The organism is Kitasatospora sp. NPDC085879 (assembly GCF_040686255.1).
Taxonomy (GTDB): Bacteria; Actinomycetota; Actinomycetes; order Streptomycetales; family Streptomycetaceae; genus Kitasatospora.
Genome location: NZ_JBFBJZ010000068.1, coordinates 1 through 24642, shown reverse-complemented (window position 1 = coordinate 24642; position 24642 = coordinate 1). Strand labels below are relative to the sequence as shown.

Below are 24642 nucleotides of genomic sequence, written 5' to 3'. Positions count from 1 at the left end.
GCGTCGGGTGTTGTAGCGGGTCAGCCAGGCGCCGACCGGTCCGCCACCGCCTGCCTCTGACCCGCACGGGAGGAATCCATGACGACCACAACCACGTTGGCCGAGCGGCTGCGCGACGCCGGGTTCGACTGCGCCCTGGGCGTCCCCGACTCGCACCTCACCGCGCTGATCGACAGCCTCGACCAGGCGATGCCCGGCCACCGCGTCCCGCGTGAGGACGCCGCCGCCGTCGCCGCCGTCGGCATGACGATCGCCGGCGGCCGCCCTCTGCTGTACATGAAGAACGCCGGCCTGTTCACCACCGGCGACGCGCTCACCTCCCTGGCCGCCGACGCCGCGGTGCCGCTGGCCCTGCTGGTCGGCTGGGCCGGCACCGGCACCGACCGGCTCCCCCACCACGTCGTCACCGGGGAGCGCCCCACCGGCTTCCTCACCGGGCTCGGCATCGCCTGGACCACCCCCGACCGGGCGACCGACCTCAACACCTGGTTCTGCGCCCACCGCGACGCCGGCCGGCACTGCGCCCTGCTCGTCCAGCCCGGAGGTCTGCACCGATGGCCCCCCGCCACACCATCGCCGCCACCGTCCTGCAGGCGGCCCACACCCGCCGGCTGCCGCTGTTCGTCAGCAACGGCTTCCTGTGCCGGGAGATCACGGCGCTCACCGCCCCGGGCCAGGACCGCGTCCTGCCGCTGGCCGGCGGCATGGGACTGGCCGCCGGCGTCGCCGCCGGATACGCCATGGCCACCGGCCCGTCCGGCCCGTGCAGCGCCATCGTCCTCGAGGGCGACGGCAACCACCTGATGGGCTGGGGCTGCGCCCAGCTCATCGGCGCCCACGCCCTGCCCCTCGTGCACGTCGTCTCCTGCAACGGCGTCTACCAGTCCACCGGCGGCCAGACGGTCCCGGCCCGCACCGACGCCCTCACCGCCGCCGCGGCCCTCGACTACCGGCAGGCGTTCACCGCCATCACCACCGAGCAGCTGGCCGACTACCTGGAACGGGCCACCGCACTGCCCGGCCAAGGACCGCGCCGCAGTCGACTCCGCCCTCACCCTGCCGCACCACAACGGCGGCACCGAAGGCGTCAACAACAAGACCAAGCTGATCGCGCGTCAGATGTACGGCCGCGCGAGCTTCCCCCTCCTTCGCCACCGCATCCTCCTGGGCTGACCACACCCTCCGTCACCACCGACTACGGAACAGACCCGTTCAATGGACAGACCCCACCGCCGCGGGCTGCGCCGCTACCGGACGGCGGAGAGTGTTGCGTAGACCACGGTGTTGTTCTCGTATCCGCCCGCCTTGGTGTAGACGCCGCCGCAGGTGATCACCCGCAGTTCGGGCAGGCCGGAGTTCCCGTAGACCTTCTGGTCGGGAAAGTCCTTCTTCGCGTAGGACTCGACGGCGTCGACGGTGAACACCGCCGTCCGGCCGTCGGTGCGGTCGACCTCGATGGTGCTGCCCTTGGTGAGGGCGCCGAGCAGGAAGAAGACCGCGGGCCCGGAGCGGGTGTCCACGTGGCCGGTGATGACGGCCGTGCCGGTCGACCCGGGGGTGGGGCCGCCGCCGTACCAGCCGGCGAGGCGGGGGTTGTCCGGGGGCGGCGGCTGCAGGGCGCCCGCCGCGTCGAGGTCCAGCTTCGCCAGGGGGGCGTCCACACCGATGGCGGGGATGCGGACGCCGGCAGGATCGGACGGCGGCAGGGGATGGACCTGCGCAGACGCGGCCGACCCGCCGGCACCTGAAGCGGCACCCGAGGCGGCAGCAGTCGGCGAAGCCCCGGCGGGCGGGGCGGAGGCGGGCCCGGCGGAGGTGGGTGCGGCGGGGGCGGGGAGGCCGGGCGTGGGGAAGGCCTGGGCCGGGGAGGGCTGCGGCGGTCGTTCGGCGTGGGCGCCGTAGCCCACCAGCCAGCTGCCGATCGCGAGCGCGCACACCACCAGGACGGTCGAAGGCGCGGTCGAGCGTTTGGGAAGCGGGGTGCGGTGCGCGGCGTCCATGCAGGTCAGGCCCCTGTTCGCGTACGTGGGCGGGATGCGCCCGGCGCCCCGGGCCGATGGCGTCCGGGGCGCCGGCGTGACGGCGGCGGGCCGTTCAGACCCGCGCGGCACCGAGACGGCGGCGGATCTTGACGGCACCGCCGGCCACGGCGCCGGCCAGCAGCACACCGCCCAGTGCGACCTGGCTGCCGTCGGCGTCCGCTGCGCCTCCGGAACCGGCCGCGGCCGCACCGCTCGGGCGGGGGTCGTTGCCCGCTGCGCCTCCGGAACCGGCCGCGGCCGCACCGCTCGGGCGGGGGATGATCGTGAGCGTGTCCGTCATCTGGATCCGCGGCGGACACTTCACCGTGATTCCGCTGTCGCCAGGCGCGGCGTCCTCCGGCACCTGGAACGTCCCGACCAGAGTGCCCTTATGGTCGCCCGCGAGGAGGTTGATCTGGTCGGTCAAATCGGAGAAGGCCTTGCCGTAGGTCACGTCCGGCCCGCAGGCCGTTGTGCTGATGGTGACGGTCTGGCCCGGGCTCGCGCTCCGGGGGCTGATGGTGAAGCCGGAGTCCTCGGCCGCGGCCGAGGGCACGGCCAGGGCGAGGGCGCCCAGGGCCAGGGCCGCGGAACCGGTGACGACGCGTGAAATGTGCATAGGTGTTTCCTCCGAGCGGGCACGCGGCCGGGCTGTCCAGCACCTGTTCCGTGCCCTGCGCCCGAGAAAACCGACAGGACGTCAGCCCCGCAACCTGACGGACTGCCACCTGCGCCGCCCGGTCGGGCGTGGCGCGGTGGCCACTGCCGCCGTTTGCGCAGGTCAGCACAGGGAGACCGGGGAGCGGCCGGAAACCGGCGGACGGTTCCGCCAATGGGTGACGGGGCATCAGCCGACCCCGGCGCGGGTGGACTGCGCTGTAAGGGTCCGTCAGGAGCGGGCAACTCAGGTGTCGGCGGTCGGCCCCTGCTTGTCTTGGGAGCGGCGGAGTCGCTCGTTGATGCGAAGACGGGACCGGGCGGAACCGGCACAGCACCACTACCCGGCCACGACGGGGCCCGGGGCGGCACTGGCCGCCGACCGCACGGCGGGCGCAGCAACGCGCCCGACGGCACCAGTCCACGCGAGCAGCACAGCGCGGGCGGAGCACAGCCGGACACGGGCGCAGCGGCGGGTCGCCGGGGAACGGCGTGCCGAGCGCTCCAGCAGGGAGGCCGTGACAGCACCGGGTGGAGTCCACGGCACCGACCGAGACAGCCGCTAGTGACAGCCCCGGAGCCGGGCCAAGGACCGCCGCGGCAACCCGGCACCGGGCAGGCCCCGGTACGGCGGAGCGCGGCCGGACGGCAGGGCGCAGCAGCGCGCCCAACAGCACCGGAGCCGCTCCCCGACACCGGTTCACGCGAGCAGCAGAGCGCGGGCGGAACGCAGCCGGACACGGGCGCAGCGGCGGGCCGCACGGCGGTGAGCAGCGGTTCCTGTCCGGCAGCCTCCGGGGGTGGCTCCAAGAAGTGAGAGGTGGGACCGCCCACGCAGCGACGCAGGACCCTGACCAGCACCAAGCCGGAACCAACCACGACCGCCGTCCGGAGGGCAGGCCCCATCCGCGCGACCGGCCATCGGCCGGGCGCCGCCTCAGGAAAAGGCCAGCGCAGCGCTGGCCGGGACCACCGATGCGCGCCCACCCGCCCACGCAGTCGGGCAGGCGGGCTGGCGGTCGCGGCTGTGGCGGCGCTGCGGGGCTGCTGCCGGCGGTGGTGTGGTTTCGGGTCAGAACAGGGCGGGGCCGATGCCGCGGATGGTGAGTGTGGTCGGGCGGTCCAGGTTCACGACGAGGAACGTGCCTTCAGTGCCAGGCGTGGGGGGTCGGTGAACAGGATGGTTTCCGCGTCGGCGTCGTTGTCAAAGCGCAGGCGTCCGGCCCACTGCTCCAGTCCGTCGTGGAGGGATACCCCGCCGAATGTGCGGGCCTGGATCTGGTCGTCCCAGCATCGCAGGTTCGCCCGACAGCGGTAGACGTCTCCACCGGCGTGGACCGTGGCACCGCCCTGGTGGAAGCGAGGTTCCATGGGCCCCAGTCTCCGCCTGCCGGCCCCGGTCCGCCTTCCCGTCCGGCGGACGTGGGCGTTGGACCCGGTTGCCATTGCGACAGGCCGGCTGCGGTAGCTGTCGATGGTGCGGCCCCGGACACGGACCCGCGATGCCCGTTTTCAGAAAAATGTCCCTCTCTGGCTACTTTGGTTGAAAGCTTGCCGAATCTGTGGAGGCCGTCGTGCCGGAGCCCGAGCTGACGCCAGAGGAGATCGCCATGGTCCGCGAGTATGTGGAGATCCCTCCGGGACTCACGATGGACCGCGTGGACGTGCAGCGGGCACGGCTCGCGAAGGCCGTAGGCGGGTGGTTCCGCAAGGCAGGCCCCGGCCTGTACGAGATCGTCACCACCGAGCCGCGCCCCGGCACCAACCACCCGGACCCGGACCTGCCGTAATGGCAGACACCGGCTGGTATTGGCCGACCCGCCCGACCCTTCGGTCGGGCCGCACCCGGGACAGGGTGTCGGCAGTGCGGCTGCGGGTGAGAGGATCGTGACGGCTCCCCGGGTTCATGCCATTGTCTCCCGGGGAGCCGCTGTTCGTTCCACCCTGTGCGGCCGGCTGCGGCCGCCGCCCTGGGTGCTGACCGCGCCTGGTGACGTGAAGTCAGGCGAGGTGCTGGTCGAGGGCCATGCGCAGCAGGGAGACGGCGTAGCGGGCGTCTTGGGAGTACCAGGGCTGGTGGTTGGTGGCGTCGATGACGAGGCGGCCGTCGATGTAGGTGCCCCAGTTGTCGTCGACGGTTGACCCAGCCGGCGGGGCTGCCGTCGGGTCGGCGGACCGCGTACAGGCCCGGGGCGTGGTCCCAGCCGTCGTTGAGCAGGGTGTTGTTCGCCGCGTTCCAGGTGTTGGTCGGCGCGCCCAGGCGTCGGGCGGCGGGCGGGAGCGAGGTGCGGTCGGCGGCGGCCAGGCGCCGCGGGGCGGGAGCGCCGGTGCTGGCCGGCGCGGTCGATGCGGCAGCGGATGCGGCGGGCGCTGTGCCGGCGGCGGGAGTGGGTGCGGCGGTGTTCGGCGGCGGCTGCAGCGGTCGGCGCTGCACCGGCGCAGCAGGCCGGGTTTCGACGCGCGGGGAAACGAGGTCACGGCGGGCGGCCGCAGCATCGGCACCGCGGCCACTGGATTCGACACGGGCCGGAATGAGCGAGCGGCCAGGCCGGCCATCAGGGCTTGTTTCGACGCGCGCCGATACCCCGGCGCCGGCATGCCCGGCCTGGACGGCGGCTTGCACAACGGCTTGCCTGGGCACGGCCGAGGCTTGCCCGGCAATGACCTGCCCGGATCCAGGCAGGTCGGCGCCGTGCGCGGCGCGGCGGTCGGCGAGCATCCCGAAGCGCAGCGCATGGGCCTTGCGCAGCAGACGCCCGGTGGAGGCGGTGACGCTGCGCTCCAGGAGGTCCAGGGCCTCGCTGCCGCGCGGGTCAGCCTCGCCGTGGCGGGAGGTCTCCAGGTTCTGCAGGAAGCGGGCCGCTGCGCGCTGCACACCGGGAGCGAGGTCGAGGAGCTCTTGGCGCCGCCGTCGATGCCGTCCGGGGTTTCGACGCGCGAGGCAATCAGCGCGTCCGCCACCGCGTTCTGCTGGCCCTCGGTCCGGCGGCGCCGGTACACCTTCGACTCGGACGATGGGGCGGCGCACGCGACGTTCCACGGCCATGGTGCACGAGCCGGCCGCCCGAGGGCCGGGCGCTGCTGGTCGGATGCAGCGCGCGGTCCTCAGGGCCGCTTGGCGGACTGGCTGGTGGTGGCGTGGTGTGCCGCTACGCCCTGGGGGCGGGGACGCTGGTGGCTGAGGGGTTCTCCGTCGGTGGGGGCGGTTCTGCGGGCGCGGAGGCGGCGGCGTTGACGCCTGCTGTCGCGGTCTGTAGGTGTTCGCGCTTGGTGCCCAGCTTGTCGCTTCCCCACATGACCGCGGGGCCGATCAGGGCGGTCAGTGCGGCGGGCGCGACTGCGGCCACGGGCAGACCGGCGATGATCGCGGTGCCCATGACGGCCGCTGCAGCCGCACTGCCGCCGAGCACGACCCAGCGGTCTTGCTTGGCCTCGCGCGGGGCGACGAGCTCGGCCGCCTCCGTGGGTAGGTCCGTCTCGTCCAGCAGGCCCATCCACCGGCCCTGCACCGAACGATCGAGCATGGTGGCGAGGAGGCGGCCGAGTCGGGGCACGGCTTCGGGGCCGTCGCGCAGGACCATGGACATCTCCGTCTCCACTGCCAGTTGCACTCGGGCGATGTGCGGCTGGAGAGCGGTGCGCCGCCGCTCGCCGTCCACGCCATACGCGCCGAACCATCCCAGCTGGTTGGTGTAGCGGGTGACCCGCTGGTCGAGTTCCAGCAGTGTGAGGCTGCCGGACTCGGCTGCCGAGCAGCTGCGGAGGAGCCGGGCGAGGTGGAAGGCCGAGGTGAGCGGAAGGCTCGCGCCGATCCGGCGCCGGTAGAGGATGCGGGACCGGTAGACCCACATCACGGCCGCGCTGCCCAAGCCGGCGGAGAGCGAGAAGAACGCCATCGTGTTCTCCCGGGCGAACTGCGGGTTGTCCGAACTACTCGGGTGGACGGTGAGGATGAAGCCACCGAGGGCGAGCACTCCGGCCACCGCTGCAGGCAGAATGACGAAGATCGCGACCCACGTCTCGATGCCCCAGGACCGTCGTGCCCCGCGAGTCCAGCGCTCCTTCAGCTTTGCAGGCGGGGAGTGCACCAGTCCGTAGCCGGCAGCGTCGGCCGACCCGGGGACGACCCGAGCCGGGGCGCGTTCGACGATCCACGCTGGGACCCACCACCCCTTCCAGACATCCGGGAAATCGAGCACCGCCATGACGGGGCTGTGGAGCACCCCCGCCACGAACGGCGGAAACAACGCGAAGACAACCGACTCGAGCCAGGGCATGCCCGATGGCTACCACATCGGCCCACGACCGCCCGACGAATCGTCACAACCGTCTCCTCGTGGGCCACTCCTTCCAGCCACACGACGGGCTCGGCAGGCTCCGGCCACACGGCCTTGCCGCGGTGCTGCCAAGCGTTGTGCAGCGGGTCGTCAGTGCTGGTGACCGTGTCGACGGTGAAGACTGACAGGGAGCCGTTGCCGCTGCCGCGCTGGTCGCCCACCAGGTCCTTGACCGCGGGATCCTTGTGCTCCAGCTCGTCGCAGCGGGCGCTCGGCGGGGTGCAGGCGTCCCCGCCGAGCGCCGGCGCCGGGTGTCAGCGGGCGAGGACGACGCTTAGCGGCTCGTTGCGGCACTCGGCGGTGAGCTCGTGGAGGGTGTCGGCCTCGGCCGGGTCGACCGTGAGGCCCCAGCGGGTCTTGATCGCGGTCCAGCCGGCGAGGTAGGTGCAGCGGTATGCGGCCGCGGGCGGGAGCCAGTCGGTGACGTCCTTGTCGGCCTTGGAGCGGTTGGAGCGGGCGGAGACGGCGATCGGCGCGCGGGGCTCGTCCAGGTCGTTCGCATAGGCCTCCCGCTCCTTCGCGCTCCAGGTCGAGGCCCCGGAGTCCCAGGCCTCAGCGAGCGGCACCAGGTGGTCGACGTCCAGGAGCTTGGCATCCTGCAGCACCAGGTCGTCATACGGGGAGAACCACTCCCCTCCGGTCAGCGCGCACTTCGCGCCGACGGCCGGTGCCTCGGTCGCCTCGGCGATCAGCACCTCCTTGCGGGTGTCGCAGCCGTCCTTATCCGCGTCGATCCAGTGCCGGAACGCGGTGCGCACGTACGGTGCGGTCCTCGTCCGCGACCGGCAGCGCGTCGATCGCCTCATACAGCGTCGTCGTCACCACCTCACCCGCCGCCCGGTGCGCAGCTGTCGGGGTGTTGGCGTGGGCGGGGACGGTGAGCAGCAGGGTGGCGGCGGCTGCGGCGGCGAGGGCGGTGTGGAGGCTCACGAGGGGTCCTTGGGCGGGGCGGCGGGTGGTCGCCCGGTCCAACGCGCGGGTCCGGCCAGGGTGTCGGCAGGATCGATCGTGGTCATCCGAATGTGGCAACAGCCAGTGTCCGCCGCTGCAACGCCGGCTGTGCTCGCAGGCGGGGCGGTTGGTTCAGGCGCCGCCGGAGAAGGTCAGGCCTCCGTCGGCCAGGGGGCGGCGGGCGGGTGTGGGGTCCGGCTGGTCGGTGTTGGGCGGCGGGAGGAACAGGGTCCGGTCCACGGGCGCCAGCGGGCGCCGGTCGGCCGCCTGGGGCCGGTCGGTGGTCAGGGCGGAGAACTCGGGCAGGCCCAGCGGGCGACGATCATCACTCATGGCGGTCAGTATGACCGACCGTCAGCACAGCAAACGGTGCCGTTGCGCTCCGCTGCGTGGCTGGCGCACCGGTCCAACCCGGCGACCTGGCCGGCGGAGGCCGGCACGGGGGCTACCGGTCGGCGATCGCGGCCCGGAACTCCTGGGTGGTCACGAACACCGACCCGCGTACCGCCCGCTGCCGGCCATCCGCCCGGTTCCGCTCGGCCGTCTCGACGGCGGCCCGCATCCGCTGCTCCCGGTAGCGGTCGACCGCGTCGGCGAACTCGCCTGGCACCGGGCGGCGGTCGACGATCCCCGAGACGGCCCCGTAGAGCGTCGGGGCGCCGTAGGTCTCGACCCGCCAGCCGAGCGAACGGGCGGCGGTCCGCATCGCCGAGCGCAGCAGGGGCAGCCCGCCGAGGTCTTCCGTCTCGGCACGGGTCAGCCGGACCTCCCACGATCCGCCGTAGCCGCCGGCCTCGGGCGGGCAGGAGCGGGTGAGCAGCGGGGGCAGGACGGCGACCAGGCGGGCATGGCGGGGGTCCGCGGTGAGGGAGGGCACGAGCGCGAGCCTACGGCGCCGGCCTGGGGCTGCGCGGGTGGTCGGCAATAGTGCGACGAACGGTCCGGCCGATGCCCGTCCGGTGGGGATCGGTGCTGGTCGTGTGGGGGTTGATTCGCGCTGTGGGTGGTGTACACGCGCGCGGTTCCTCTCTCTGCCCCCGTATTCGGCGGGTTCCGAAAGGGTTGATCGGCGCTGTGGGCTTCCTACTGTGCCGGTCTGTCAGACCGCTGAAGGGCAGTCAGGCGCACTTCTCCTGGTGCCGTCCCGGGTCGTATCCGACGTCCACTACCCGCGTCGAGCGAATGGAGAGATCACCGTGGACGAGATCGAGAAGGAGCCGCGCAGCACCGCCAGGCGGGCCGGCCAGTCGCACGGCGACAGCGGCAGGCATCAGGCGCAGCTGCCCGGGGCGGCCGGTGGGCGGGTGGTCCCGGCGTGGCGGGACCCGTCAGGGTGGAGCGGTCTGGTGGTTGGGCGTCTGCTGTCCGGTGCCGGGTCGTGGGCGGCGGGGGCGCTGTGGCGGCTGGTCACCGAACAGCTCCCCGGCGACCGCAAGTAGAACGCGGCGGCGGTCCGGCCTTGCCCGGGGCCGGGCCGCCGCAACCCACCGCTGGATGGGGTGCCGGGCCGTCGCGGGTTGTCGGCGGCGTGCGGCATATTGTCGGTGGCCGGCTGCTCCGGCTTGTGGAGTCCTTCGTGGGAGAGGCGAGGCCGCAGATGTCGTTCGAGAGCCGCTCGGGCCGGCAGGCCCCGGCCGCCGCCGTGGTGGACCCGGGTCTGTCGGAGTCCGTGCAGAAGACGGTGCACAGGCTGGCCCGCCAGTGCCCGCAGGTTTTGCGCCGGCCGGGAACCATGCTGCCCCGGAACGCCGCCTACGACCTGGCCACCGCTCCGGGCGTGCTGAAGGGCGCTGGCCTGTTCTACGGCGCGGCGGTCGTCATCTCCCCGCTGTCGTTCCTGATCATGACCGGTGTCCAGAAGGCCCAGGGCACCGCGCCGGTCTCCGTGGGCACGTTCGTGGCGGTGGCGGTGTGGGTCTACGTCGTCATCGCCCTGCTGGTCGGCGCGATCGCGTGGCGCCTGGTGCTGGTGCCCGGCGGGAAGCGGGCCGTCGCCGAGGACCTCGCCGCCGCGCAGGGCCGGTACCTGCTGCTGGGTGAGGACCTCGACGGCAAGGACCTGGAGATGGTGCTGCGGGCCCAGGACGCGGTGAACTCGGCACTGGCCGCGGCCCGGTTCGTGACCGCGGTCGAGGTGCCGAACCGGGCCGCGCTCGCCGCCGGGGTCCGGTCGATGGCCCGGCGCCTGGCCGCTGGCGAGCCGCAGGGCAATGGCTGGGCGATGATCGTCGCCGTCGAGGAGTACGCCGAGCGCCTCGAAGAGGCCGGCACCGTCTGGCAGCAGGAGCTGCAGGCCAAGACCTGGCAGCCCGGCACCGCGTCGGCGCCGCTCGCCAAGGCCGTCAAGCGGGCCGATGCCGCCGGTGCCCGCGCGGTCGCGCTGGCCGCCACCGTCTGACGGCCCCGAAGCATGTGAGTGCCCGGCCGATGCGGCCGGGCACTCACACGGTCGCCCACCGCTCACACCCGGCCGCCGGATCTTGCTGCGGTCTGGTCGGCGGGCGAGCCCGGGTCATTCCGGAGCACCGGCCACGATGAGCTGCTTGACCAGGGCCACGGTCTGCGCCGGCACGAGGGTGCCGTGGTCGGAGCCGACCGCGGCACAGGTCGAGATGAGCAGCTGCAGCAGCGCGGCCCGCTGCAGCTCGGCGGGAGCCAGCTGCCACAGCTCGTGCGCCGCGGCCGCGCCCGCGTCCCGGTGCTCGGCGAGGCACTCCAGCACCATGGCAGTCAGCGGATCCGGCGTCGTACGGGCCACCTGCCGCAGCCGCTCCACCCCGGCACGTTCCGGCAGGCCGTAGACCGGCCGGGTGGCCAGGACGCCGAACAGGAACAGCGCGCCCTGCCACAAGTCGTCCTCGCCCCGGCGCTCCAGCTCGGTGACGAGCTTCTGTGCCGCGGTGCCGTCCCCGGTGCGGACGGTCTCGTCGACCGTAAGGTCCACGAGCTCCTCGACCTGCAGCGATTCGACGTCCATGGGCCGAACCTACGCCGCAGCTCCGACATGCCGGTCCGGCGCGCGGTCAGGCTGCTGCGCCGAGTGCCGGAAGAAGAACAACGGCAGCGTCCTTGGCTTTGCCGACGGCCTTTGCGCCAGTCGATCCGGAGCGTCTGGAAGCTGCACCGCAGCCGGGATGGCTCCGTCGGAGTCGAGGTGTAGTTGGCCTCCGGGCCGGTGCTGATGCGGTTGCTCGAACAGTCGTCAATTACGGTGCGTGGTACCGCGAATGCGCGGGCCGCACCGAAGTACTGAGCACCCACGGGGACCGGAGACACACCATGCGATCCACTACCACCCGCCGCACCGCTGCCCTGTGCTGCGCCGCGCTCGCTCTGGCTGCCGCGGCCGGGTGCAGCAGCTCCAAGAGCTCCGACAGCATCACCGGGGCCCGGACCGCTCCGCCGAGCTTGGCCGCGAGCGCGGCGCCGAGTCCTACCGCAACACGGCCCGCCGGCGCCCCGGAGGTCACCCTGCCCGCCGACCTCAAGGTCACCGTGCAGTTCCCGGCCACCGGTGACGCGGCGAAGGACGCCGTCGCGCAGTCCCTCACCTATGCGCTGCGGGCCTACAACGGTGCACTTGCCAAGAGTGACCCGCAGGACGCAGCGTTCAAGTACGCCTGGGACGGCATGGCCCGGTCGGGCATGGCCGACATGATCGGCCAGCTGGTGGGGCGCAACCAGACGGTCACCGGCGAGACCCGCTTCTACGCGCCCACCATCACGGTCACCGACGCCGACCACGCGGCGGCCACGTACTGCGAGGACCAGTCGAAGGGCTACGCCAAGGACAAGGCGAGTGGTCGGGCGCTGACCACCACTTTGTCGATCCGGGACTTCACCGAGTGGAACCTCGGCCTCGAGAAGTCCGCCCAGGGAGTGTGGCGCGTCACCCAGGCGCGCGGAGAGAAGGGATCCACGCGGTGCCAGAAGGCCTGACCCGTCGGCGTACGGGAGTGGCCACCGTACGGGCCGCGCCGGCACGTCAGGGGCTGGCCGCGCTCGGGGGTCCGCAACCAGCCCTTGTGGAGCCACAGTCGCGCACCGACCGCCCGGTGTCCGGGCGCACTGCAGCGCTCGGGGCACCCGCTCGCCCGCCCGTGCGATCGGCGCTGCGCCGCCTGGACCATTCACGCGGACAGACAGCTTGCCCTGGCCGGGTGCCCTCGCCGCGCGGCCGCGCGCCAAGCGGCTGATCGAGCTGCGACTGCAGGTCGGCGGGCTCAATGAACGGCGGCAGTTGTCCGGCCGTGGAGGCTTGGGGCAGCTTCCAGGGCGTCGGCGAGGTGCGCGGCGCGGGGCCGGCAGCAGGGGTCGGTGTCGAGGGCGGGGCGAGGACGTCGGCCAGGGCAGGCCATGGTGCGGGGTCGGTGTGCAAGGACAGGGTTGCGGTACCGATGGCGGTGCGCAGTTCGGTGGTGGTGGCGGTGCGTGGGTCGATGCCGGCGGCGGTGTAGTCGAGGGGCCAGTGGCCGGTGGCGGCGGTCCACAGGGCGGAGGCGAGGGCGTAGACGTCGCTGGCGTGGCTTTGTTCGCCGGTTTCGACAGCAGTTGTTCAGTACTTCGGGAGGCACCTGCATGGCGGCGTGTTCGATGTTCACGAGAAGCGACAGCACCCCGCGCTCGTCGATGAGAACGTTGCCGCACCGGGCCGATCCTGCGAACTACTGAATGCTCCAGCGGTGCGGATGGTCGGGATCGGTGGGGCAGGCGAAGACGTTGAGCTCGCCGGAGCGGCCCACCGTGACCTCGGTGGGAGTCGCGTACCGGTGGGTGCGCAGCTCTTGGTCTTCCAGCGGCTTCCAGCTGCCACTGCCGCCGTCCCACTCCGAGCTGTCGATGGTCAGCAGCAGGTGCATCGGCGTCCTGCAGGTTTGGCAGTCCATGGGGTACGGGTCGGTGGCGTGCCAGGAGGCGAAGCCGCCGACGCGCCAGCCGGGCGGGATGGACAGGTCGTACTGGTAGCCGACCGGCTCGGGCGTATTCTCGTCCACCGACTGCTCGGCCTCTTCCTCAAGGGCTTCCTCCCAGGCATCGATCCGGGCGCAGAGGGCCTCGGGCAGAAGGCTGGCGAACGGGTACGTGGTCACCTGCTCCGGGTGCAGGACACAGGGCTCGGGTACGAACCCGTCGTACCCGACGACCAGCGGTTGCGGGGGCGCTGCCAACACCTCGCCGACCTCCCAGGACCGTCGCCAGCGCAGGTGCAGCTCCAGGTCGTACCGGCCCGGGCCGTGCGCGTCGAAAGGGCACCAGAACACCTGGAGCAGGTCGCAGTCGCCCGGCCCCGCCGACAGGTCCGGAACATCCCGCCGATACAGCTGCGCGAGACCGATCATCGGCAGCGGGTCCGTCTCCGACACCTCGGGAAGCCGGTGTTCCAGGCGCAGCTCGCCCAGCAGCTTGCGCTCCTCGTCCGTGGGGCCCGGGTTCTCTTCCCGGGCCCATGCGGCAGACAGGACCCGCCGGTAGCGGTGGATGTCGGCCGGGCGGCGGCCCCGCCCGCGGCCGTGGGCCTCACTGCACACCGGCCACGGTTCGTCCGCCGGCCACAGCATCGGGCCGCCCACCGAGCTGCCCGACACCGTCGGGCTGCCCGGACGCGGGTGCAGGCGCGTCGTCGTACCGCGGTAGGCGGCCAGTTCCGGGAAGAGCCCCTCGACATCGAGCGGGCGCGGGGGCGTGGTCCTCGTCATGGAACGCGACCCTAGACACCCGACGGCCTCGGCCAGCGAGCACCCCCGGCAGCAAACTCTCCATGCCGGTGCTGCTGTCGAAACCCGTGAACATTTCGAATCCCTCGCGGGCGTCGGTTGTCTCCCAAACCGGTGTACACCCGCTGCCCATTCTCGCGGACAGAGCCAGATGGCCACTTTGCAAGCTAGTTGGCCAGCCTTCCCCACCTTGTTGGCCAGTCTGATATGCCCGGGCACGGTAGTCAGCCCGTGGCGTGGTCGATGTCCGTAGGCTCGGGGACGGCGGGCAGGGCCGTGGCGTCGTGGATGGCGAGTTCTTCTGGGGTGCCAACGAAGGCAGGTCCGCAGCCAGGAGGGAGCCGCTCGACCACCATCGCGACGGCCTGCGCCGGCGTCTCCGCTGGGCCCACAGACTCGCTGCGCAGGGGGCCGGAGACCCAGTATTCGCCTTCTGCTGCGGGCTGGATGTAGGGGATGTCCCATGTCCAACGCTGCTCTGTGCAGCGGCTGAAGTGCAGCTCTCCCATTCCTGTCCATGGAAACAACTGGCGCAAGAGTGGTTCGGCGTAGGCAGCTTCAAACAGTTCCGGGCGGACCCGCCCGTCCGCGCGAACCTTCTGCCAACCTGCTTCGACGAGGGCGTAACTTGGGGGTGTGGTGTCCATAGCGACACATCATCCCCGTCGTTGTCCGCAGACCCCAGGGCTCGCTCGCATGCAGACATGGCAGTCCCTCCCGCCGTACCCGCACAAGAGCGGCCCAGGCCAGGAACCACGTACGGCTGAACACCACCCCGTTGGGTCCCGCGGGCACGGCCTGGCCAACTAGCCTGCAAACTTTGGCCATCCACCCGGCGATGACCCGCACCCACCAGCAGAAACCCACTCCGGAATCACCCGGAAACACTCACCGGAATACGCCCGGTGGATTCAGGCTCAGTGCAAGTCGCAGGAGGCCATGCAGCCGGATTGGCCGGGCGGGGCATCGTTCGCGGTCGCCCCCCAGAGCATCAGGGCGAGCACGATCACCGCCAGCACCACGGCCATCACCGTTCCCGGTGCGTCGCGTCCGCCGTTCGGTCCGTCGGCCACCGTGACCACCTCCCCGCCGTCCTTCCATAAGAGGGGCTGTGGGGGTGGGCGGTCAAGGGGCGGTCAGGCGGAGACGGCGCTCGGCCTCCCCTTCGCGTCCGCCTTGTCGGACGACATCCGGTTCAGCGTGCCAGCGGCGCGGGGTCATCGGGATCTTGGCCAAGTAGCCTGAAAACTTTGGCCATCTACGGTGCTCAGTCACACGGGTGTCGACGGCCGCTGTCACCCGTCGTTGGGCGGGAGGCCGTCGGCCAGGTGCCAGTTCATATGGGAGACCAGGACGACCAAGAGGAGTAGCACCACGATCACGATCAGCACCCCTACCCAGAAACCGTCCGCGGGTCCGGGATGGTGCGGCTGCGGTGTGCTGTCCAACTGGTCAGCGCCGCCTTCACCGGCGCGGTCCTCGACGTCGTCGTCCTCATCGGGTGTCACGGCCCCTCCTTCGCGCTCAGGGTCATCGCACCGCCGCCCGTGGCAGGCGTCAAGGCCGCACGCAGCAGCTGGCCGGACGTCCGGCAGCCGCGGTGGAGAACTCGGCGTAGCCGGGCGCCTCGAGGAGGTCGTGCCACAGGGCGTCGACGGCCGGGCTGAACATCTCCGCCGCGCCGAGGCCGGCGTCCAGACGGGCGGCGGCGAGGGCGAGGAACCGGCCGAGCTCAACCAGACCGTCGCAGACGGCGGGCTCGGTGCCGGTGTCGTTGGTGGGGAGGGTGGTAGTGCTCACGGTGTGTTCCTCCGTCAGATGGTCGAGGCCGGCCCTGGTCAGGACCGACAGCGGGGTCAGGCCTGGCCTCCGTGCTGGGGACAGGTGCAGTCGGGCCAGACCGGGTAGGGGGGCGCGTAGCTGCCGGTGCCGCGGTCTACGGTGTGCGTGGCGATGTCGTGGCGGCCGCCGTCCGGGCCGGTCCGGTACACGGTGAGGGTCAGGGCCGGGTTGTCGGCCGGCTCGAGGTGGGAGGCCGGGGCTGCGGTGCTGGGATCGGCGGCGGGCATGGCGGACTCCACGGTCGGCAGGGACGGGGGTTGCCGCTCCGCGGGCTCCCAGGACCGGGGTGCCCCGGCTCATTTCCCGTGGAGCGGCCTCAACCACGGTAGGCAGTGACCGTGTGATCACTCAACGAAGTTGCATGAGCTTGCACGGCGTCACTCGACTGCGTTGATCGCCTCGTTGATCAGTGCCTTCGCCTCGGTGCCCCAGACCGCGCTTGCGGCGAGCTCGGCGAACGCGCGGGCGTAGTCGGCGATCTCGCGGGGCTGGGTCACGTTGATCTCGGCGGTCAGCGTCTCGACGACGACCCGGCGCTCGTCGTACAGGTAGAACGCCTCCATCGGCCACAGGCGGCGTGCGGTGCCGGTGGGGATGATGCCGAGGCTGACGGAGGCGAGCGGCAGGACCGCGTGCAGGTGCCGCAGCTGCCCGGCCATCGCGGTGCGGTCGGCGACGGCCGCGCGCAGTACCCATTCCTCCATGACGACGACGAAGCGGTGGCCGCCCTCGTAGAGGAAGCGGCTGCGGGCGAGGCGGGCGGCGACGGCCTCGGCGGTGTCGTCGGGGGTGCCGACGAAGCGGGTGACCGCGCCCAGCAGGGCGGTGGCGTAGGCGGCGGTCTGGAAGAAGCCGGGGACGACGTTGGAGACGTACACCCGGCACAGGGCGGTCTGCTCGTGGAGGGCGTAGAAGTCCTGCTGGACCTTGCGCAGGCCGTTGCGCTGCAGGCGGCGCCACTCCACGTACATCGACTCGACCGCGCGGGAGGTCTCGATCAGGTCCGGGGCTTGGTCGTCGGCGCCGCACGCGGTGCACCAGGCTCGGACGTCCGCGTCGGAGGGCGGGGTGCGGGCGTTGATGATGCGGGAGGTCTTGGCCGGGTTCCAGCCGCACCGGTCGGCCAGCTCCTGCCCGGTCAGCCCGGCGTCCAGCATCAGCTCGCGCAGGCGGGCGGCGACGGCCTCGCGTGCGGCCTGGGCGCTGGAGGAGGGCAGGGAGGGCATGGAGCCGGCCGATCGGGTGCGCGGGTGGTCAGAGGGTGTAGTGCTCGTGCGGAACGCCGCGCTCCCACACCGTCTCGAACGCGGCGCTGCACAGCTTCACGACCGCCGGGTCCTCGGTGAAGTCGGTGTGCACCCAGCGGCTGTCCCCGGCGAAGACGTTGAACTGCACCAGCCGGTCGTCGAACAGCCAGAAGTCGTTGCCCGGCAGCGCGATGTCCGAGGCGCTACGCCGTGGCAGCCACCGCACCTGCTCCCCCGCTGCGACGACGACCGCGGTGCCGGCGTGCTCGAAGCGGATGTAGTCCGACACCGGCTCGGAGACGATGCGGGCCCGGCGCATCACCACCCCGCGGGCGACCGCATCCGCGACCAGCTCCACCCACGCCGCCCAGTAGGGCGCGGCGGGGTCGGTGTTCGCGATGCCGGTGCGCTGCCACTGTTCGAAGTCGTCGGCCTCCCCCGCCACCGCGTAGGAGTCGCGCATCTCCAGGTGGACGGCCGAGCGGCGGGTCTGCCTCAGCAGGTCACCGAAGCTCTCGACGCTCTGCGACATCGCACGCCTCCCTGATCGCCTGCACCATCCGGGCCGGGATCCGCACCACCGTCTCGTGGTCCGGGATCGGCCCGGCGGCCAGGCACTCGGCCTCGGTCGCCCCGTCGATCCTCCATCCCTGGAACACCAGGTCCGACGTCTCCTCGTCGACGAACACCGTCGGCGAGCCGTTGACGCCGGACTTCTCGTCCTTGCCGATGAACCGTAGTGCCACAGCAGCCTCCTGGATCAAGTGGCTTGCGCAGACTTGCACACCGACACTCACCCAGAGGGTGACGCTACGTCAAGAGGATTCCGACGCATTGTGACAGTGGTGCGCCTGGTGAACAGCGGCTGGTCGGCGGTCACGGTCCGACAGTCCGCTCCACTGCCCGCCGCTGCCGATCCGGCGGGATCGTGTAACCAGCCATTTTCCAGTTGGTCGGTCGAGCATCGCCCGCCAGAATTCGACCCATGACCCGCGACGACCTCGCCGAGATGCTCGCCGAGCAGACGCCGGCATGCGGCCCCGCACGCACCGCCCTGCTCTCCGGAGCAACCTTCGGCGTCTGGCCTGGCCAGGTGCCCGCCGACCAGGTGTTCCACACCTACCGGACCCGGCTTCGGATCACGCAGAAGCGCGGGCAAGCAACGCTCGGCCTCACCGAATCCGTGGGGCTCCTCCGGGACGTGGAAGACGAACTGCTTCGGATCGGATGGATCGACACCACGGACCGGGCATGGGCCTTCACGCTCTTCCTCAATGCCACAGCCACCACGGTGCTGGCCTGTACCGGTGTCGCCCTCTCCCTCCCCGAGACGGACTGAGGTGACCCCCGGTACCGAGTCACCGCCCGGGCCACCCGCCCCCCCCAAACTGATCAGCCAGCTCACACCCGCTGGCCCTGACCACAAAAAAGCGCCCATGGACAGCAGTTCGCCCAGCATGGCATGCAGTAGGCGTAGACCGGGGCGGGACCGGTATTACTGAGAGCCACTGGGTGCCACCCGGTGTCCACGTGTCACGACCGGTCCGATCACGGCTCAGCCGGAGGCCGGGTCCAGGAGACTGTGAAGGCCGGTCGAAGGCCGTGGGGTCCTGGTCCTGACGTCCCGTCCATCGGCGGGAGCGCCGGGCTACGGCCTGGGAGTCCGTCGGCGCCGGACTGCCCAGGCGAGCGCCCCGAGGGCGAACCCGTACACCGACACCAGCCCGTGGCCGTTGTCCTGGGCCAGCCACATCGCGAGGCCGAGCACCGGGACGCCGACCGCCAGGGCGATTTCCTTCGGGAGGCGGGTGCGGGTGAGCAGGGCGAGGGCGAGGGTGGCGCCGAGGAAGTAGGTGGCACCGGAGCTGCCTGCGAAGTTGCGCGGATCGTTGCTGGGGCCGTCGGCGAGGCCGAGCGCGGTGTCGAGGCGGCTGGGCAGCACGATGCCGGCCAGGAAGAAAGCGGGGACCATCCGGCCGCCCCAGTGCCATTCGGCGAGCGCGGCGACGGCAGCGAGGGTGAGGAGGTTCCACAGGCCGCCGAAGAGGCCGCCGTTCTGCATGAATACCGAGGTGAACTCGCGCCACCAGCCGGACTTGGCCGGGTCGGCGTCGAGCGCGTCCATCGCCCCGGGCCAGGCCAGTTGGAGCAGGACGCCCCCGACGGCGAGCGCGGTCAGGCCGACCGCCGCCCACGGGAGCGGACGATCGCGCAGCGTGTCCCGGCCGACCACGCCGAGTCCGCAGTTGATCATCATGACCATCAGCGCGGCTGTGGTCACGTTGAAGACGATCGCCCCCATTGCCCGTTCTCCCCCGATCACGGCGTTTTCCAACGCCGTTGGAAAATCTGTCGGCGCCAAGCTAGCACGGCTTTCGAACAGCGTTGGAAGAGGGCTGTACGGTGGGCGGGTGAAGCTCACCAAGGGGCGCATCGTCGACGCGGGGATGGCCGTCTTCGCCGAGGTCGGCTATCACCACCTGTCCATGCGTCAGGTCGCCGACCGACTGGACACCCACGCGGGGAGCCTCTACTACCACGTCCGCGGCAAGGACGAACTGCTCGCCCTGATGGCCGACCGGATCTGCCGCCGGGCGTACGACGCTGGCACCGAGGCCCTCGCCGCACTCCCGTCCACCGCCGGCTGGCCGGACCGCGTCCACGCCCAGGCCGCCGGCCTGCGCCGGAGCATCGGAGAGCATCCCGGCGGCGCCCGGCTCCTCGCCGAGAGCCCCGGCATGCTGAGCACCGGCGCACTCGCGCTGATGGAACGCCTGCTCGCCACCCTGGGCGACGCCGGCCTGCCCGCCGAGGACGGCGCCGTCGCCGCCGACACCCTCCTCAGCCACGTCACCGGCTTCGTCCTCCAGGAGCAGAACCAACCCACCGCTCCGCCGCCCGTCACCGCCGAACTACACGCCGACCTGTGCGAGCGCTTCCCCCTGCTCATGGGCCCCACGTTCCCCCGCCTGAGCCAGGACGAGAAGTTCACCCGGAGCGTCCGCCTGCTCTGCGCCGGCTTCGCGACCCTCGCCCGGCCGTCGGCACCTGGCGCTTGAACCACGCGCGGGGCGCACAACGTGCGGCCCGTGGACCCCACCCTCACGGGGGTGGCCATGCACAAACGAACAGCCGTCCTGTCCGACGTCCGCGGAGTTCTGCCCGGCTCTGGAGGCCGTCCTCGACGCCCCCAGCAAGACCGAGCAGGGCTGGCAGGCCCGCATGAACCCGGACCAGCTCCGGGTCCTGCGCAACCTCGTCAGCCGCTCCTTCGCCGTCCTCGCCGCACCCGACGGGGAAGGCCACCTCGACCTCGACGACGAGGACAAGGTCCACCTCACCCAAGACGTCACCAACGAACTCCTCGTCGTCCTGGCCATCGCCGCCACGGGCACCATGGAGCACCACGTCGTCGACCTCGGCAACGGCGCAGCGACCATCATGGACGCCGACGCCGCGAACGATCCCCAAGCCGTCCAGGAGATGCGCGACCGAGCCACGAAGCAGCTCCGGGTACGGAAATTGACCGAGCGTCGGAAGCGAGCTCGGGAACGAGTCGCCGGTCAGGCGGCGACGGCGGCCGTGCTCACGCCCAGGAGCTCCTCCAGCCGGGCGACGCTCTGCGTCTCGTCCTCGGCCAGCACGGTGGTGATGCCGAGCGCCTCGGCCGGCGGCAGGTTCACCGGATGGTCGTCGACGAAGACGCACGCCTCCCCGGGCAGACCCATGCGCTCCAGCACGATCCGGTAGATCGCCGGGTCCGGCTTGGCCACCCGCTCCCGCTCCGAGATCACCGCGACGTCGAACAGCTCCCACACCCCGGCCGCCGCATACGGGTCGTACGGGTCCAGGCCGAAGGAGTTCGACAGCAGCGCCACCGTGTAGCCGGCCGCCCGCGCCGACTTCGCCAGCCGAATCATCCCCGCGGCCGGGCGCACCCCGGCCCAGACCCGGCCCATCAGATTCTCCGCCTCCACCCCCAGGATCGCCGCCGTGCCCACGTTCCACTCCGCCTGCCCGATCGCCCCGCACTCGAGCGCCGCATACAGCCGACGGCCCTCCGGGTGGTGGTTCAGCGCGCTGCGCCACGCCTCCGCATCCAGGCCCTGCTGCACGCACCACTGCCGGTGCGCCTCCAGCACCCCCGTGGTCAGCACACCCGCGAAGTCCAGGATCAGCCCCCGGTACGCCGTCCCCGGCCCGGTCCCACCCGCCATGCCACGCCCCTCGCGTTGCCCCCCGCTCCAGACCGTACCCGCAGCAGGCGGCGAAGAGATCGCGAGCAGCGTCCTCGGCTCAGTCCTCGGACCGTGTCGAGTGATCATCGGCGCTGCAAATCCGGTGGGATCCGCAGCGCCGGGCGTGGGCCGCGAGTCAGACGGAGAAGTCGGCCCACTCCAGGCCGGTCAACGTGACCTGCAGGCCGCGGGCGCGGCGGCCGCCGTCCTGGAAGTAGGCCCGGCCGAGGCCTTCGGCGATGATCTGTTCCTGTTCCTGTGGGGTGGCGCCGCGGTCGCGGGCGACGAACAGGTCGCGGGCGACGCTGCCGGGCAGCCGCTGGGTGACGATCCGCTCACGGGGGTCGTCGGTGGACAGGCCCGCGGAGGTGTAGCCGAAGAAGGCCATGACCTCAACAGTGAAGCCACGGGCCTCCGCGGCCTCGCGGACGCGCCGGCGGACGCGGGGCTGCCAGCGCTCGCGCACCGCGTCCTCGACCTTGCGGGCGTTCTCCGTCCCGATGCCGGCGCCCTTGCGCCACCGCTCCACCGAGCGCATCGACACGCCCAGGTGAGCGGCAACGGCCCGGGTACCCTTCAACTGCCGGATCAGGAAATTGATCCGGCCCGGGAGGGTCTTGGGGATGGGCTGGGTCTGCAGGGCGCGTTCCAGCCCCCGGTCGATGGCATCCATGTCTGGCTACTCCCCCTCGGCGACGGCGTCGCCGCCCTTGATGTGCCGGCCCGGGTTGGTGTCCTCGGCGATCAACTCGAGGGCCCAGTCCATGCTCTGGGTGCCCTCGTGCTTGCACAGGCCCGGCGAGATCCCGAGGCGCCACACCGTCGTCAGCGTCCCGTCGCTTCCGCGGAGCAGGTCCAGGGCGGAGGGGCCCGGGGACGGGTAGACGGTGCAGTCGGAGAGGATCGCGAGCGGGAACCGGCCGGTGGCCTGCGCGTGGCGGCGGATCTTGCGGTGCTGGTTGACGGTGGCGGTGTCGATGATCAGCGCGCGGTTCAGCGGGTCCCAGGTCGGGCGCTCGAGGGCGGGCCAGCGCTGGCCGGGTCGGTAGGAGGCGCCGCGGGGGCGCTCGCGGAGCTTGCCCACGCCGCCCTTCGCGGTCGCCTTCACCGCGGCCAGGATGGCGAGCTCGACCGGGTCGCCGTGCTCCTGCAGGCCGGCCATCGCCGCCAGGAACGCCTCCGGGTCCTGCTCCCCCAGGTCCAGCGGCACGCCGAGCCGGTCCATGGTGGTGAGGTAGGCGGCGCGCAGGTGCTTGTGCCACGGGTCGAGCCACGGACCGGACTCGTGCCGCAGCCAGCCCTCAGTCGGCGCCACGGCAAGGCCGAGTTCGCGGGCGTAGGCGACCTTCGCGGTGGTGTACCAGGCCGGGCCGGTCGGCGGCAGGCCGTCCGGGGTGAACGGGTTCGGCAGCCGCGGGTCCAGCTCGGCGGTGGAGAAGTCGCACTTCCAGCTGCCGGGGATCTTCGGGTCGAAGATGGGGTTGAGCTCGTGCACCGGCTCCGACAGGGCCATCGTCAGGCGGCCGGCGGCGGCGAGGAAGGCGGTGTTGATGTCCAGGCCGACGACGTGCGGCAGGGCCCGCTCACCGTCGCCGATCGCCTGTTCGGGGCGGATCCAGTCCCACGCCTCGGTGACCAGGACGTCGGCGGGGTCGCGGTCCTGGGCGACCGGGTGCTCGGCGGGGGCCTCCGGCGGCGCCGGGTCGAACGCCCGCGAGCGCGAACCCTCCACCAGGCCCGAGGTCCAGCCCGTCTCGGTGCGCACCGCGCGGGTCGGCGGGCGCAGCGCTTCCATCAGGGAGAGGCCGGTGACGGCGGTGGAGCCGCGGGGGGTCATGACGCGTTCGGCGTAGCCGCCGAGGAGCGCGGCGAGCTGGGCGGGATCGAGGCCTGCGGGGATGTTCCAGCCGGCGGAGGTGAGGGCGGCCCAGGCGGGGATGCAGTACTGGACGCAACTCCGCTTGGCGCCGTCGGGGGTGCGGTAGACGCGGGCCCAGGGGCCGAAGCCGCGCTGGGTGAGCTGCCAGCCCGCCTTGGTGAGGGCCTTGACGGTCTTGTGGGTCTCGGGGAGGCGGCCGAGGCGGCGCTCGAAGTGCCCGTCGGCGTCGCTGCCCATCGGGGGCAGGCCGAGCAGGGTCGCGGCGGCGTCGGTGAGGACGATCAGCGGGTCGCCGTCCTTGCCGTGCTTGTGCAGCCGCACCTCGCCGAGGCCCGCGGTCAGCGTCCACTCGGTGAGTTCCGGCAGCGTCATCACGGCCGGGATGTCGAGGGTGCGGCCGTCGACCAGGTGCGCGATCAGGCCACGGCCGGACGGGGCCGGGTCGACGACGGCGAGCGGCCCGTTCGGGAACTTCTCGGCCGCCGCGGCACGGGCGTCGTTCGCCGGAGCAGCCGTGCTGGACGCCGCCTTCCGCGTCGGGCGGGCACTCGAACGCGAGGACGAGGATGGGCGCGCCGCCCGGGCCGGAGCAGCAGCGGGCGCCGGCCGGCGGGCAGGCGCGGGCGCAGCGATTTCCGCAGCCACGGGCGCGGACGGGACGGCGGCGGCGGGGACAGCAGCAGCGGGCGTAGCGGCGGGGGCGCAGAAGCCGCCCACGTGCATCGGCTGGCCGGCCGCGCGATAGGGGGTGGGGCGTCCGCACCGGACGCAGGGCTGCACCGGGGCGGTGACAAGTTCACCCGACGGCGTCCGGTCCAGCTCCGCCGGGATCGACGCGGGCATCGGGGCCGGAGCCGGGGCATGCGCGGGCGCCGGGGCCGAAGCGGAAGCGGGCTCTGCTGGGGGTGTGGGGATGAGGCGGGCGGCCATGCCCTCAAGGAGCTTGGCGTAGGCGGCGCGGCCCTCGCCCTGCGGGTCGCGCTGGCCCGACTCCCAGGCGGTGAACGTGCTGGTACTGACGCCGAGGGCCTTCGCGGTCTCGGCCTTCGTCAGCCCGTACTCGGTGCGCAGCCATTCGCGTTCGGCGGGCTCAGGCAGGGCGACGGTGCGGCGCGGGCCGGCTCCGAGCAGCGCGTCGATGGCGTCCGGGGTGTCGGTCATCGCCCGCTCTCCGAGGTGGGGGCCGCCGGGAGCGGGGCCCGGCCGGGGTCGGCGTCGAGGAAGGTGCGCAGCGCTGCGCCGGTCATGATCCGGGCGGGGTTGCGGCCGGGCGGCAGCGGGAGTCGCTCGCCGAGCGCCCAGCGGAACCGGGCGGCGGGCGCGAGGTCGAAGGCGTACTTGCCGCCGGCCTGCGGGTCCTGTTCGGCGCTGCGGATCTCGAACGCGCCGACGCACACGCCGCCGTCGACGAACGCGAGCAGGAAGTCGCCGTGATCGGCGATCGTCTGCTCGCCGAACCGCCACCAGCGGGACGCGCCCTCCAGGACCGTCTCGCCTCCCCTGAGTGCCTGCCGGACGTCCACTGCGAGCACGAGAGCCCTCCCCAAGCCGGGACATGGTAAGCCGTACGATGCAATCGTAACGCAGATCATATCCGTTTATCAACTCATAAAATCCAACGAAGGTGCGAACGGACATGGCTGACGATCGGTCACGGAGATGGATCGCCTCGGTGGTCGCGTAGCCGTCCATCTCCGGCATCATGATGTCCATCAGCACCAGGGCGACGTCCTCGTGCTGCTCCAGCACCTCGATG

31 protein-coding genes and 2 pseudogenes are annotated in these 24642 nt (G+C 72.3%); 9 read left to right on the top strand and 24 right to left on the bottom strand.

What is annotated here, in order from left to right:
• The first annotated feature begins 78 nt into the window (after window positions 1–78).
• The 3 genes and pseudogenes from AB0P35_RS34385 to AB0P35_RS34375 form a co-directional block, all read left to right on the top strand.
• Window positions 79–804, top strand: a complete 726-nt coding sequence (locus AB0P35_RS34385) for a thiamine pyrophosphate-binding protein (protein WP_095877568.1) — start codon at window positions 79–81, stop codon at window positions 802–804.
• Window positions 741–875 (top strand): annotated as a pseudogene (locus tag AB0P35_RS34380) (hypothetical protein); the annotation flags it as partial. The gene AB0P35_RS34385 and the pseudogene AB0P35_RS34380, both read left to right, overlap by 64 nt.
• Before the next feature lie 151 nt (window positions 876–1026).
• Window positions 1027–1173 (top strand): annotated as a pseudogene (locus tag AB0P35_RS34375) (transposase); the annotation flags it as partial.
• A 74-nt stretch (window positions 1174–1247) separates the two neighbouring features.
• Here AB0P35_RS34375 and AB0P35_RS34370 read toward each other — a convergent pair.
• From AB0P35_RS34370 to AB0P35_RS34360, 3 genes are all read right to left on the bottom strand, one after another.
• On the bottom strand, window positions 1248–2000 hold the full coding sequence (locus AB0P35_RS34370; RefSeq protein WP_095877569.1) for a class F sortase: 753 nt from the start codon (window positions 1998–2000) through the stop codon (window positions 1248–1250).
• Between the two features lie 94 nt (window positions 2001–2094).
• A complete protein-coding gene (locus tag AB0P35_RS34365; protein ID WP_363518732.1) occupies window positions 2095–2640 on the bottom strand; it encodes a sortase in 546 nt (181 codons plus the stop codon).
• Between the two features lie 1166 nt (window positions 2641–3806).
• Window positions 3807–4049: a hypothetical protein gene (locus AB0P35_RS34360; protein ID WP_095877570.1), complete on the bottom strand. Its 243-nt coding sequence runs from the start codon at window positions 4047–4049 to the stop codon at window positions 3807–3809.
• A 203-nt stretch (window positions 4050–4252) separates the two neighbouring features.
• Here AB0P35_RS34360 and AB0P35_RS34355 point away from each other — a divergent pair, with 203 nt between their 5' ends.
• A complete protein-coding gene (locus AB0P35_RS34355; protein WP_144298835.1) occupies window positions 4253–4468 on the top strand; it encodes a hypothetical protein in 216 nt (71 codons plus the stop codon).
• A 1359-nt stretch (window positions 4469–5827) separates the two neighbouring features.
• On the opposite strand, the gene AB0P35_RS34350 is transcribed toward AB0P35_RS34355, so the two are convergent.
• From AB0P35_RS34350 to AB0P35_RS34330, 5 genes are all read right to left on the bottom strand, one after another.
• Complete coding sequence (locus tag AB0P35_RS34350; RefSeq protein ID WP_363518728.1) at window positions 5828–6955, bottom strand: hypothetical protein; 1128 nt, start codon at window positions 6953–6955, stop codon at window positions 5828–5830.
• A gap of 314 nt (window positions 6956–7269) precedes the next feature.
• Window positions 7270–7773 carry an HNH endonuclease family protein gene (locus AB0P35_RS34345; RefSeq protein ID WP_257019563.1) on the bottom strand — a complete coding sequence of 168 codons (504 nt, stop codon included), beginning with the start codon at window positions 7771–7773 and terminating at the stop codon, window positions 7270–7272.
• On the bottom strand, window positions 7736–7945 hold the full coding sequence (locus AB0P35_RS34340; protein ID WP_363518724.1) for a hypothetical protein: 210 nt from the start codon (window positions 7943–7945) through the stop codon (window positions 7736–7738). The genes AB0P35_RS34345 and AB0P35_RS34340 overlap by 38 nt, the downstream gene beginning before the upstream one ends.
• 153 nt (window positions 7946–8098) lie before the next feature.
• Complete coding sequence (locus tag AB0P35_RS34335; RefSeq protein ID WP_095877573.1) at window positions 8099–8299, bottom strand: hypothetical protein; 201 nt, start codon at window positions 8297–8299, stop codon at window positions 8099–8101.
• Window positions 8300–8411: 112 nt separating this feature from the next.
• Complete coding sequence (locus AB0P35_RS34330) at window positions 8412–8843, bottom strand: hypothetical protein (RefSeq protein ID WP_095877574.1); 432 nt, start codon at window positions 8841–8843, stop codon at window positions 8412–8414.
• A gap of 319 nt (window positions 8844–9162) precedes the next feature.
• Here AB0P35_RS34330 and AB0P35_RS34325 point away from each other — a divergent pair, with 319 nt between their 5' ends.
• Window positions 9163–9405: a hypothetical protein gene (locus AB0P35_RS34325; RefSeq protein WP_095877575.1), complete on the top strand. Its 243-nt coding sequence runs from the start codon at window positions 9163–9165 to the stop codon at window positions 9403–9405.
• A gap of 158 nt (window positions 9406–9563) precedes the next feature.
• Window positions 9564–10364, top strand: coding sequence for a hypothetical protein (locus AB0P35_RS34320; RefSeq protein WP_095877576.1), 801 nt, complete (start codon window positions 9564–9566; stop codon window positions 10362–10364).
• Between the two features lie 114 nt (window positions 10365–10478).
• On the opposite strand, the gene AB0P35_RS34315 is transcribed toward AB0P35_RS34320, so the two are convergent.
• The gene (locus tag AB0P35_RS34315) at window positions 10479–10943 is read right to left on the bottom strand and encodes a hypothetical protein (RefSeq protein WP_095877577.1); all 465 of its coding nucleotides are present in this window, start codon (window positions 10941–10943) and stop codon (window positions 10479–10481) included.
• A 302-nt stretch (window positions 10944–11245) separates the two neighbouring features.
• On the opposite strand from AB0P35_RS34315, the gene AB0P35_RS34310 reads away from it, so the two are divergent.
• Window positions 11246–11905, top strand: a complete 660-nt coding sequence (locus tag AB0P35_RS34310) for a hypothetical protein (RefSeq protein WP_095877578.1) — start codon at window positions 11246–11248, stop codon at window positions 11903–11905.
• Between the two features lie 725 nt (window positions 11906–12630).
• On the opposite strand, the gene AB0P35_RS34305 is transcribed toward AB0P35_RS34310, so the two are convergent.
• From AB0P35_RS34305 to AB0P35_RS34265, 9 genes are all read right to left on the bottom strand, one after another.
• Window positions 12631–13662, bottom strand: coding sequence for a hypothetical protein (locus AB0P35_RS34305; RefSeq protein ID WP_363518719.1), 1032 nt, complete (start codon window positions 13660–13662; stop codon window positions 12631–12633).
• Between the two features lie 242 nt (window positions 13663–13904).
• Window positions 13905–14327 (bottom strand): DUF6193 family natural product biosynthesis protein, encoded by a 423-nt coding sequence (locus AB0P35_RS34300; protein WP_257019565.1) that lies wholly within the window; start codon window positions 14325–14327, stop codon window positions 13905–13907.
• A 270-nt stretch (window positions 14328–14597) separates the two neighbouring features.
• The gene (locus AB0P35_RS34295) at window positions 14598–14762 is read right to left on the bottom strand and encodes a hypothetical protein (RefSeq protein ID WP_179419748.1); all 165 of its coding nucleotides are present in this window, start codon (window positions 14760–14762) and stop codon (window positions 14598–14600) included.
• A gap of 213 nt (window positions 14763–14975) precedes the next feature.
• Window positions 14976–15188, bottom strand: coding sequence for a hypothetical protein (locus AB0P35_RS34290; RefSeq protein ID WP_363518715.1), 213 nt, complete (start codon window positions 15186–15188; stop codon window positions 14976–14978).
• A 49-nt stretch (window positions 15189–15237) separates the two neighbouring features.
• A complete protein-coding gene (locus tag AB0P35_RS34285; RefSeq protein ID WP_095877581.1) occupies window positions 15238–15480 on the bottom strand; it encodes a hypothetical protein in 243 nt (80 codons plus the stop codon).
• 56 nt (window positions 15481–15536) lie between these two features.
• The gene (locus AB0P35_RS34280; RefSeq protein WP_095877582.1) at window positions 15537–15749 is read right to left on the bottom strand and encodes a hypothetical protein; all 213 of its coding nucleotides are present in this window, start codon (window positions 15747–15749) and stop codon (window positions 15537–15539) included.
• A gap of 150 nt (window positions 15750–15899) precedes the next feature.
• Window positions 15900–16748, bottom strand: a complete 849-nt coding sequence (locus tag AB0P35_RS34275; RefSeq protein ID WP_095877583.1) for a helix-turn-helix transcriptional regulator — start codon at window positions 16746–16748, stop codon at window positions 15900–15902.
• Window positions 16749–16776: 28 nt separating this feature from the next.
• On the bottom strand, window positions 16777–17301 hold the full coding sequence (locus AB0P35_RS34270; RefSeq protein ID WP_095877584.1) for a DUF6879 family protein: 525 nt from the start codon (window positions 17299–17301) through the stop codon (window positions 16777–16779).
• Window positions 17273–17515: a hypothetical protein gene (locus AB0P35_RS34265; protein WP_095877585.1), complete on the bottom strand. Its 243-nt coding sequence runs from the start codon at window positions 17513–17515 to the stop codon at window positions 17273–17275. Before AB0P35_RS34265 ends, AB0P35_RS34270 begins: the two co-directional genes overlap by 29 nt.
• A gap of 239 nt (window positions 17516–17754) precedes the next feature.
• Here AB0P35_RS34265 and AB0P35_RS34260 point away from each other — a divergent pair, with 239 nt between their 5' ends.
• Window positions 17755–18108, top strand: coding sequence for a hypothetical protein (locus AB0P35_RS34260; protein ID WP_363518710.1), 354 nt, complete (start codon window positions 17755–17757; stop codon window positions 18106–18108).
• A 309-nt stretch (window positions 18109–18417) separates the two neighbouring features.
• Here AB0P35_RS34260 and AB0P35_RS34255 read toward each other — a convergent pair whose 3' ends face one another.
• Window positions 18418–19071, bottom strand: a complete 654-nt coding sequence (locus AB0P35_RS34255; protein WP_095877587.1) for a hypothetical protein — start codon at window positions 19069–19071, stop codon at window positions 18418–18420.
• A gap of 109 nt (window positions 19072–19180) precedes the next feature.
• Between AB0P35_RS34255 and AB0P35_RS34250 the strand changes: the two genes are divergently transcribed.
• On the top strand, window positions 19181–19828 hold the full coding sequence (locus AB0P35_RS34250) for a TetR/AcrR family transcriptional regulator (RefSeq protein WP_095877588.1): 648 nt from the start codon (window positions 19181–19183) through the stop codon (window positions 19826–19828).
• Window positions 19829–19871: 43 nt separating this feature from the next.
• Here the strand turns inward: AB0P35_RS34250 and AB0P35_RS34245 are convergent, their stop codons facing one another.
• The 5 genes from AB0P35_RS34245 to AB0P35_RS34225 all read right to left on the bottom strand — a co-directional run bounded on the left by AB0P35_RS34245 (window position 19872) and on the right by AB0P35_RS34225 (window position 24418).
• Window positions 19872–20240, bottom strand: coding sequence for a hypothetical protein (locus AB0P35_RS34245; protein WP_095877589.1), 369 nt, complete (start codon window positions 20238–20240; stop codon window positions 19872–19874).
• 92 nt (window positions 20241–20332) lie between these two features.
• A complete protein-coding gene (locus AB0P35_RS34240; protein WP_095877590.1) occupies window positions 20333–20986 on the bottom strand; it encodes an HAD-IA family hydrolase in 654 nt (217 codons plus the stop codon).
• Window positions 20987–21143: 157 nt separating this feature from the next.
• A complete protein-coding gene (locus tag AB0P35_RS34235; protein WP_095877591.1) occupies window positions 21144–21680 on the bottom strand; it encodes a DNA-binding protein in 537 nt (178 codons plus the stop codon).
• A 6-nt stretch (window positions 21681–21686) separates the two neighbouring features.
• Window positions 21687–24047, bottom strand: coding sequence for a helix-turn-helix transcriptional regulator (locus AB0P35_RS34230; protein WP_363518705.1), 2361 nt, complete (start codon window positions 24045–24047; stop codon window positions 21687–21689).
• On the bottom strand, window positions 24044–24418 hold the full coding sequence (locus AB0P35_RS34225; protein ID WP_095877593.1) for a hypothetical protein: 375 nt from the start codon (window positions 24416–24418) through the stop codon (window positions 24044–24046). The genes AB0P35_RS34230 and AB0P35_RS34225 overlap by 4 nt, the downstream gene beginning before the upstream one ends.
• Window positions 24419–24642 lie beyond the last annotated feature (224 nt).

Bases quoted from the DNA above. Each gene is read 5' to 3' on its own strand.
- AB0P35_RS34385 (WP_095877568.1), top strand. From the start codon at position 79: ATGACGACCACAACCACGTTGGCCGAGCGGCTGCGCGACGCCGGGTTC.
- AB0P35_RS34370 (WP_095877569.1), bottom strand. From the start codon at position 2,000: ATGGACGCCGCGCACCGCACCCCGCTTCCCAAACGCTCGACCGCGCCT.
- AB0P35_RS34365 (WP_363518732.1), bottom strand. From the start codon at position 2,640: ATGCACATTTCACGCGTCGTCACCGGTTCCGCGGCCCTGGCCCTGGGC.
- AB0P35_RS34360 (WP_095877570.1), bottom strand. From the start codon at position 4,049: ATGGAACCTCGCTTCCACCAGGGCGGTGCCACGGTCCACGCCGGTGGA.
- AB0P35_RS34350 (WP_363518728.1), bottom strand. From the start codon at position 6,955: ATGCCCTGGCTCGAGTCGGTTGTCTTCGCGTTGTTTCCGCCGTTCGTG.
- AB0P35_RS34335 (WP_095877573.1), bottom strand. From the start codon at position 8,299: ATGAGTGATGATCGTCGCCCGCTGGGCCTGCCCGAGTTCTCCGCCCTG.
- AB0P35_RS34320 (WP_095877576.1), top strand. From the start codon at position 9,564: ATGTCGTTCGAGAGCCGCTCGGGCCGGCAGGCCCCGGCCGCCGCCGTG.
- AB0P35_RS34315 (WP_095877577.1), bottom strand. From the start codon at position 10,943: ATGGACGTCGAATCGCTGCAGGTCGAGGAGCTCGTGGACCTTACGGTC.
- AB0P35_RS34310 (WP_095877578.1), top strand. From the start codon at position 11,246: ATGCGATCCACTACCACCCGCCGCACCGCTGCCCTGTGCTGCGCCGCG.
- AB0P35_RS34305 (WP_363518719.1), bottom strand. From the start codon at position 13,662: ATGACGAGGACCACGCCCCCGCGCCCGCTCGATGTCGAGGGGCTCTTC.
- AB0P35_RS34300 (WP_257019565.1), bottom strand. From the start codon at position 14,327: ATGGACACCACACCCCCAAGTTACGCCCTCGTCGAAGCAGGTTGGCAG.
- AB0P35_RS34280 (WP_095877582.1), bottom strand. From the start codon at position 15,749: ATGCCCGCCGCCGATCCCAGCACCGCAGCCCCGGCCTCCCACCTCGAG.
- AB0P35_RS34275 (WP_095877583.1), bottom strand. From the start codon at position 16,748: ATGCCCTCCCTGCCCTCCTCCAGCGCCCAGGCCGCACGCGAGGCCGTC.
- AB0P35_RS34270 (WP_095877584.1), bottom strand. From the start codon at position 17,301: ATGTCGCAGAGCGTCGAGAGCTTCGGTGACCTGCTGAGGCAGACCCGC.
- AB0P35_RS34260 (WP_363518710.1), top strand. From the start codon at position 17,755: ATGACCCGCGACGACCTCGCCGAGATGCTCGCCGAGCAGACGCCGGCA.
- AB0P35_RS34255 (WP_095877587.1), bottom strand. From the start codon at position 19,071: ATGGGGGCGATCGTCTTCAACGTGACCACAGCCGCGCTGATGGTCATG.
- AB0P35_RS34240 (WP_095877590.1), bottom strand. From the start codon at position 20,986: ATGGCGGGTGGGACCGGGCCGGGGACGGCGTACCGGGGGCTGATCCTG.
- AB0P35_RS34235 (WP_095877591.1), bottom strand. From the start codon at position 21,680: ATGGATGCCATCGACCGGGGGCTGGAACGCGCCCTGCAGACCCAGCCC.
- AB0P35_RS34230 (WP_363518705.1), bottom strand. From the start codon at position 24,047: ATGACCGACACCCCGGACGCCATCGACGCGCTGCTCGGAGCCGGCCCG.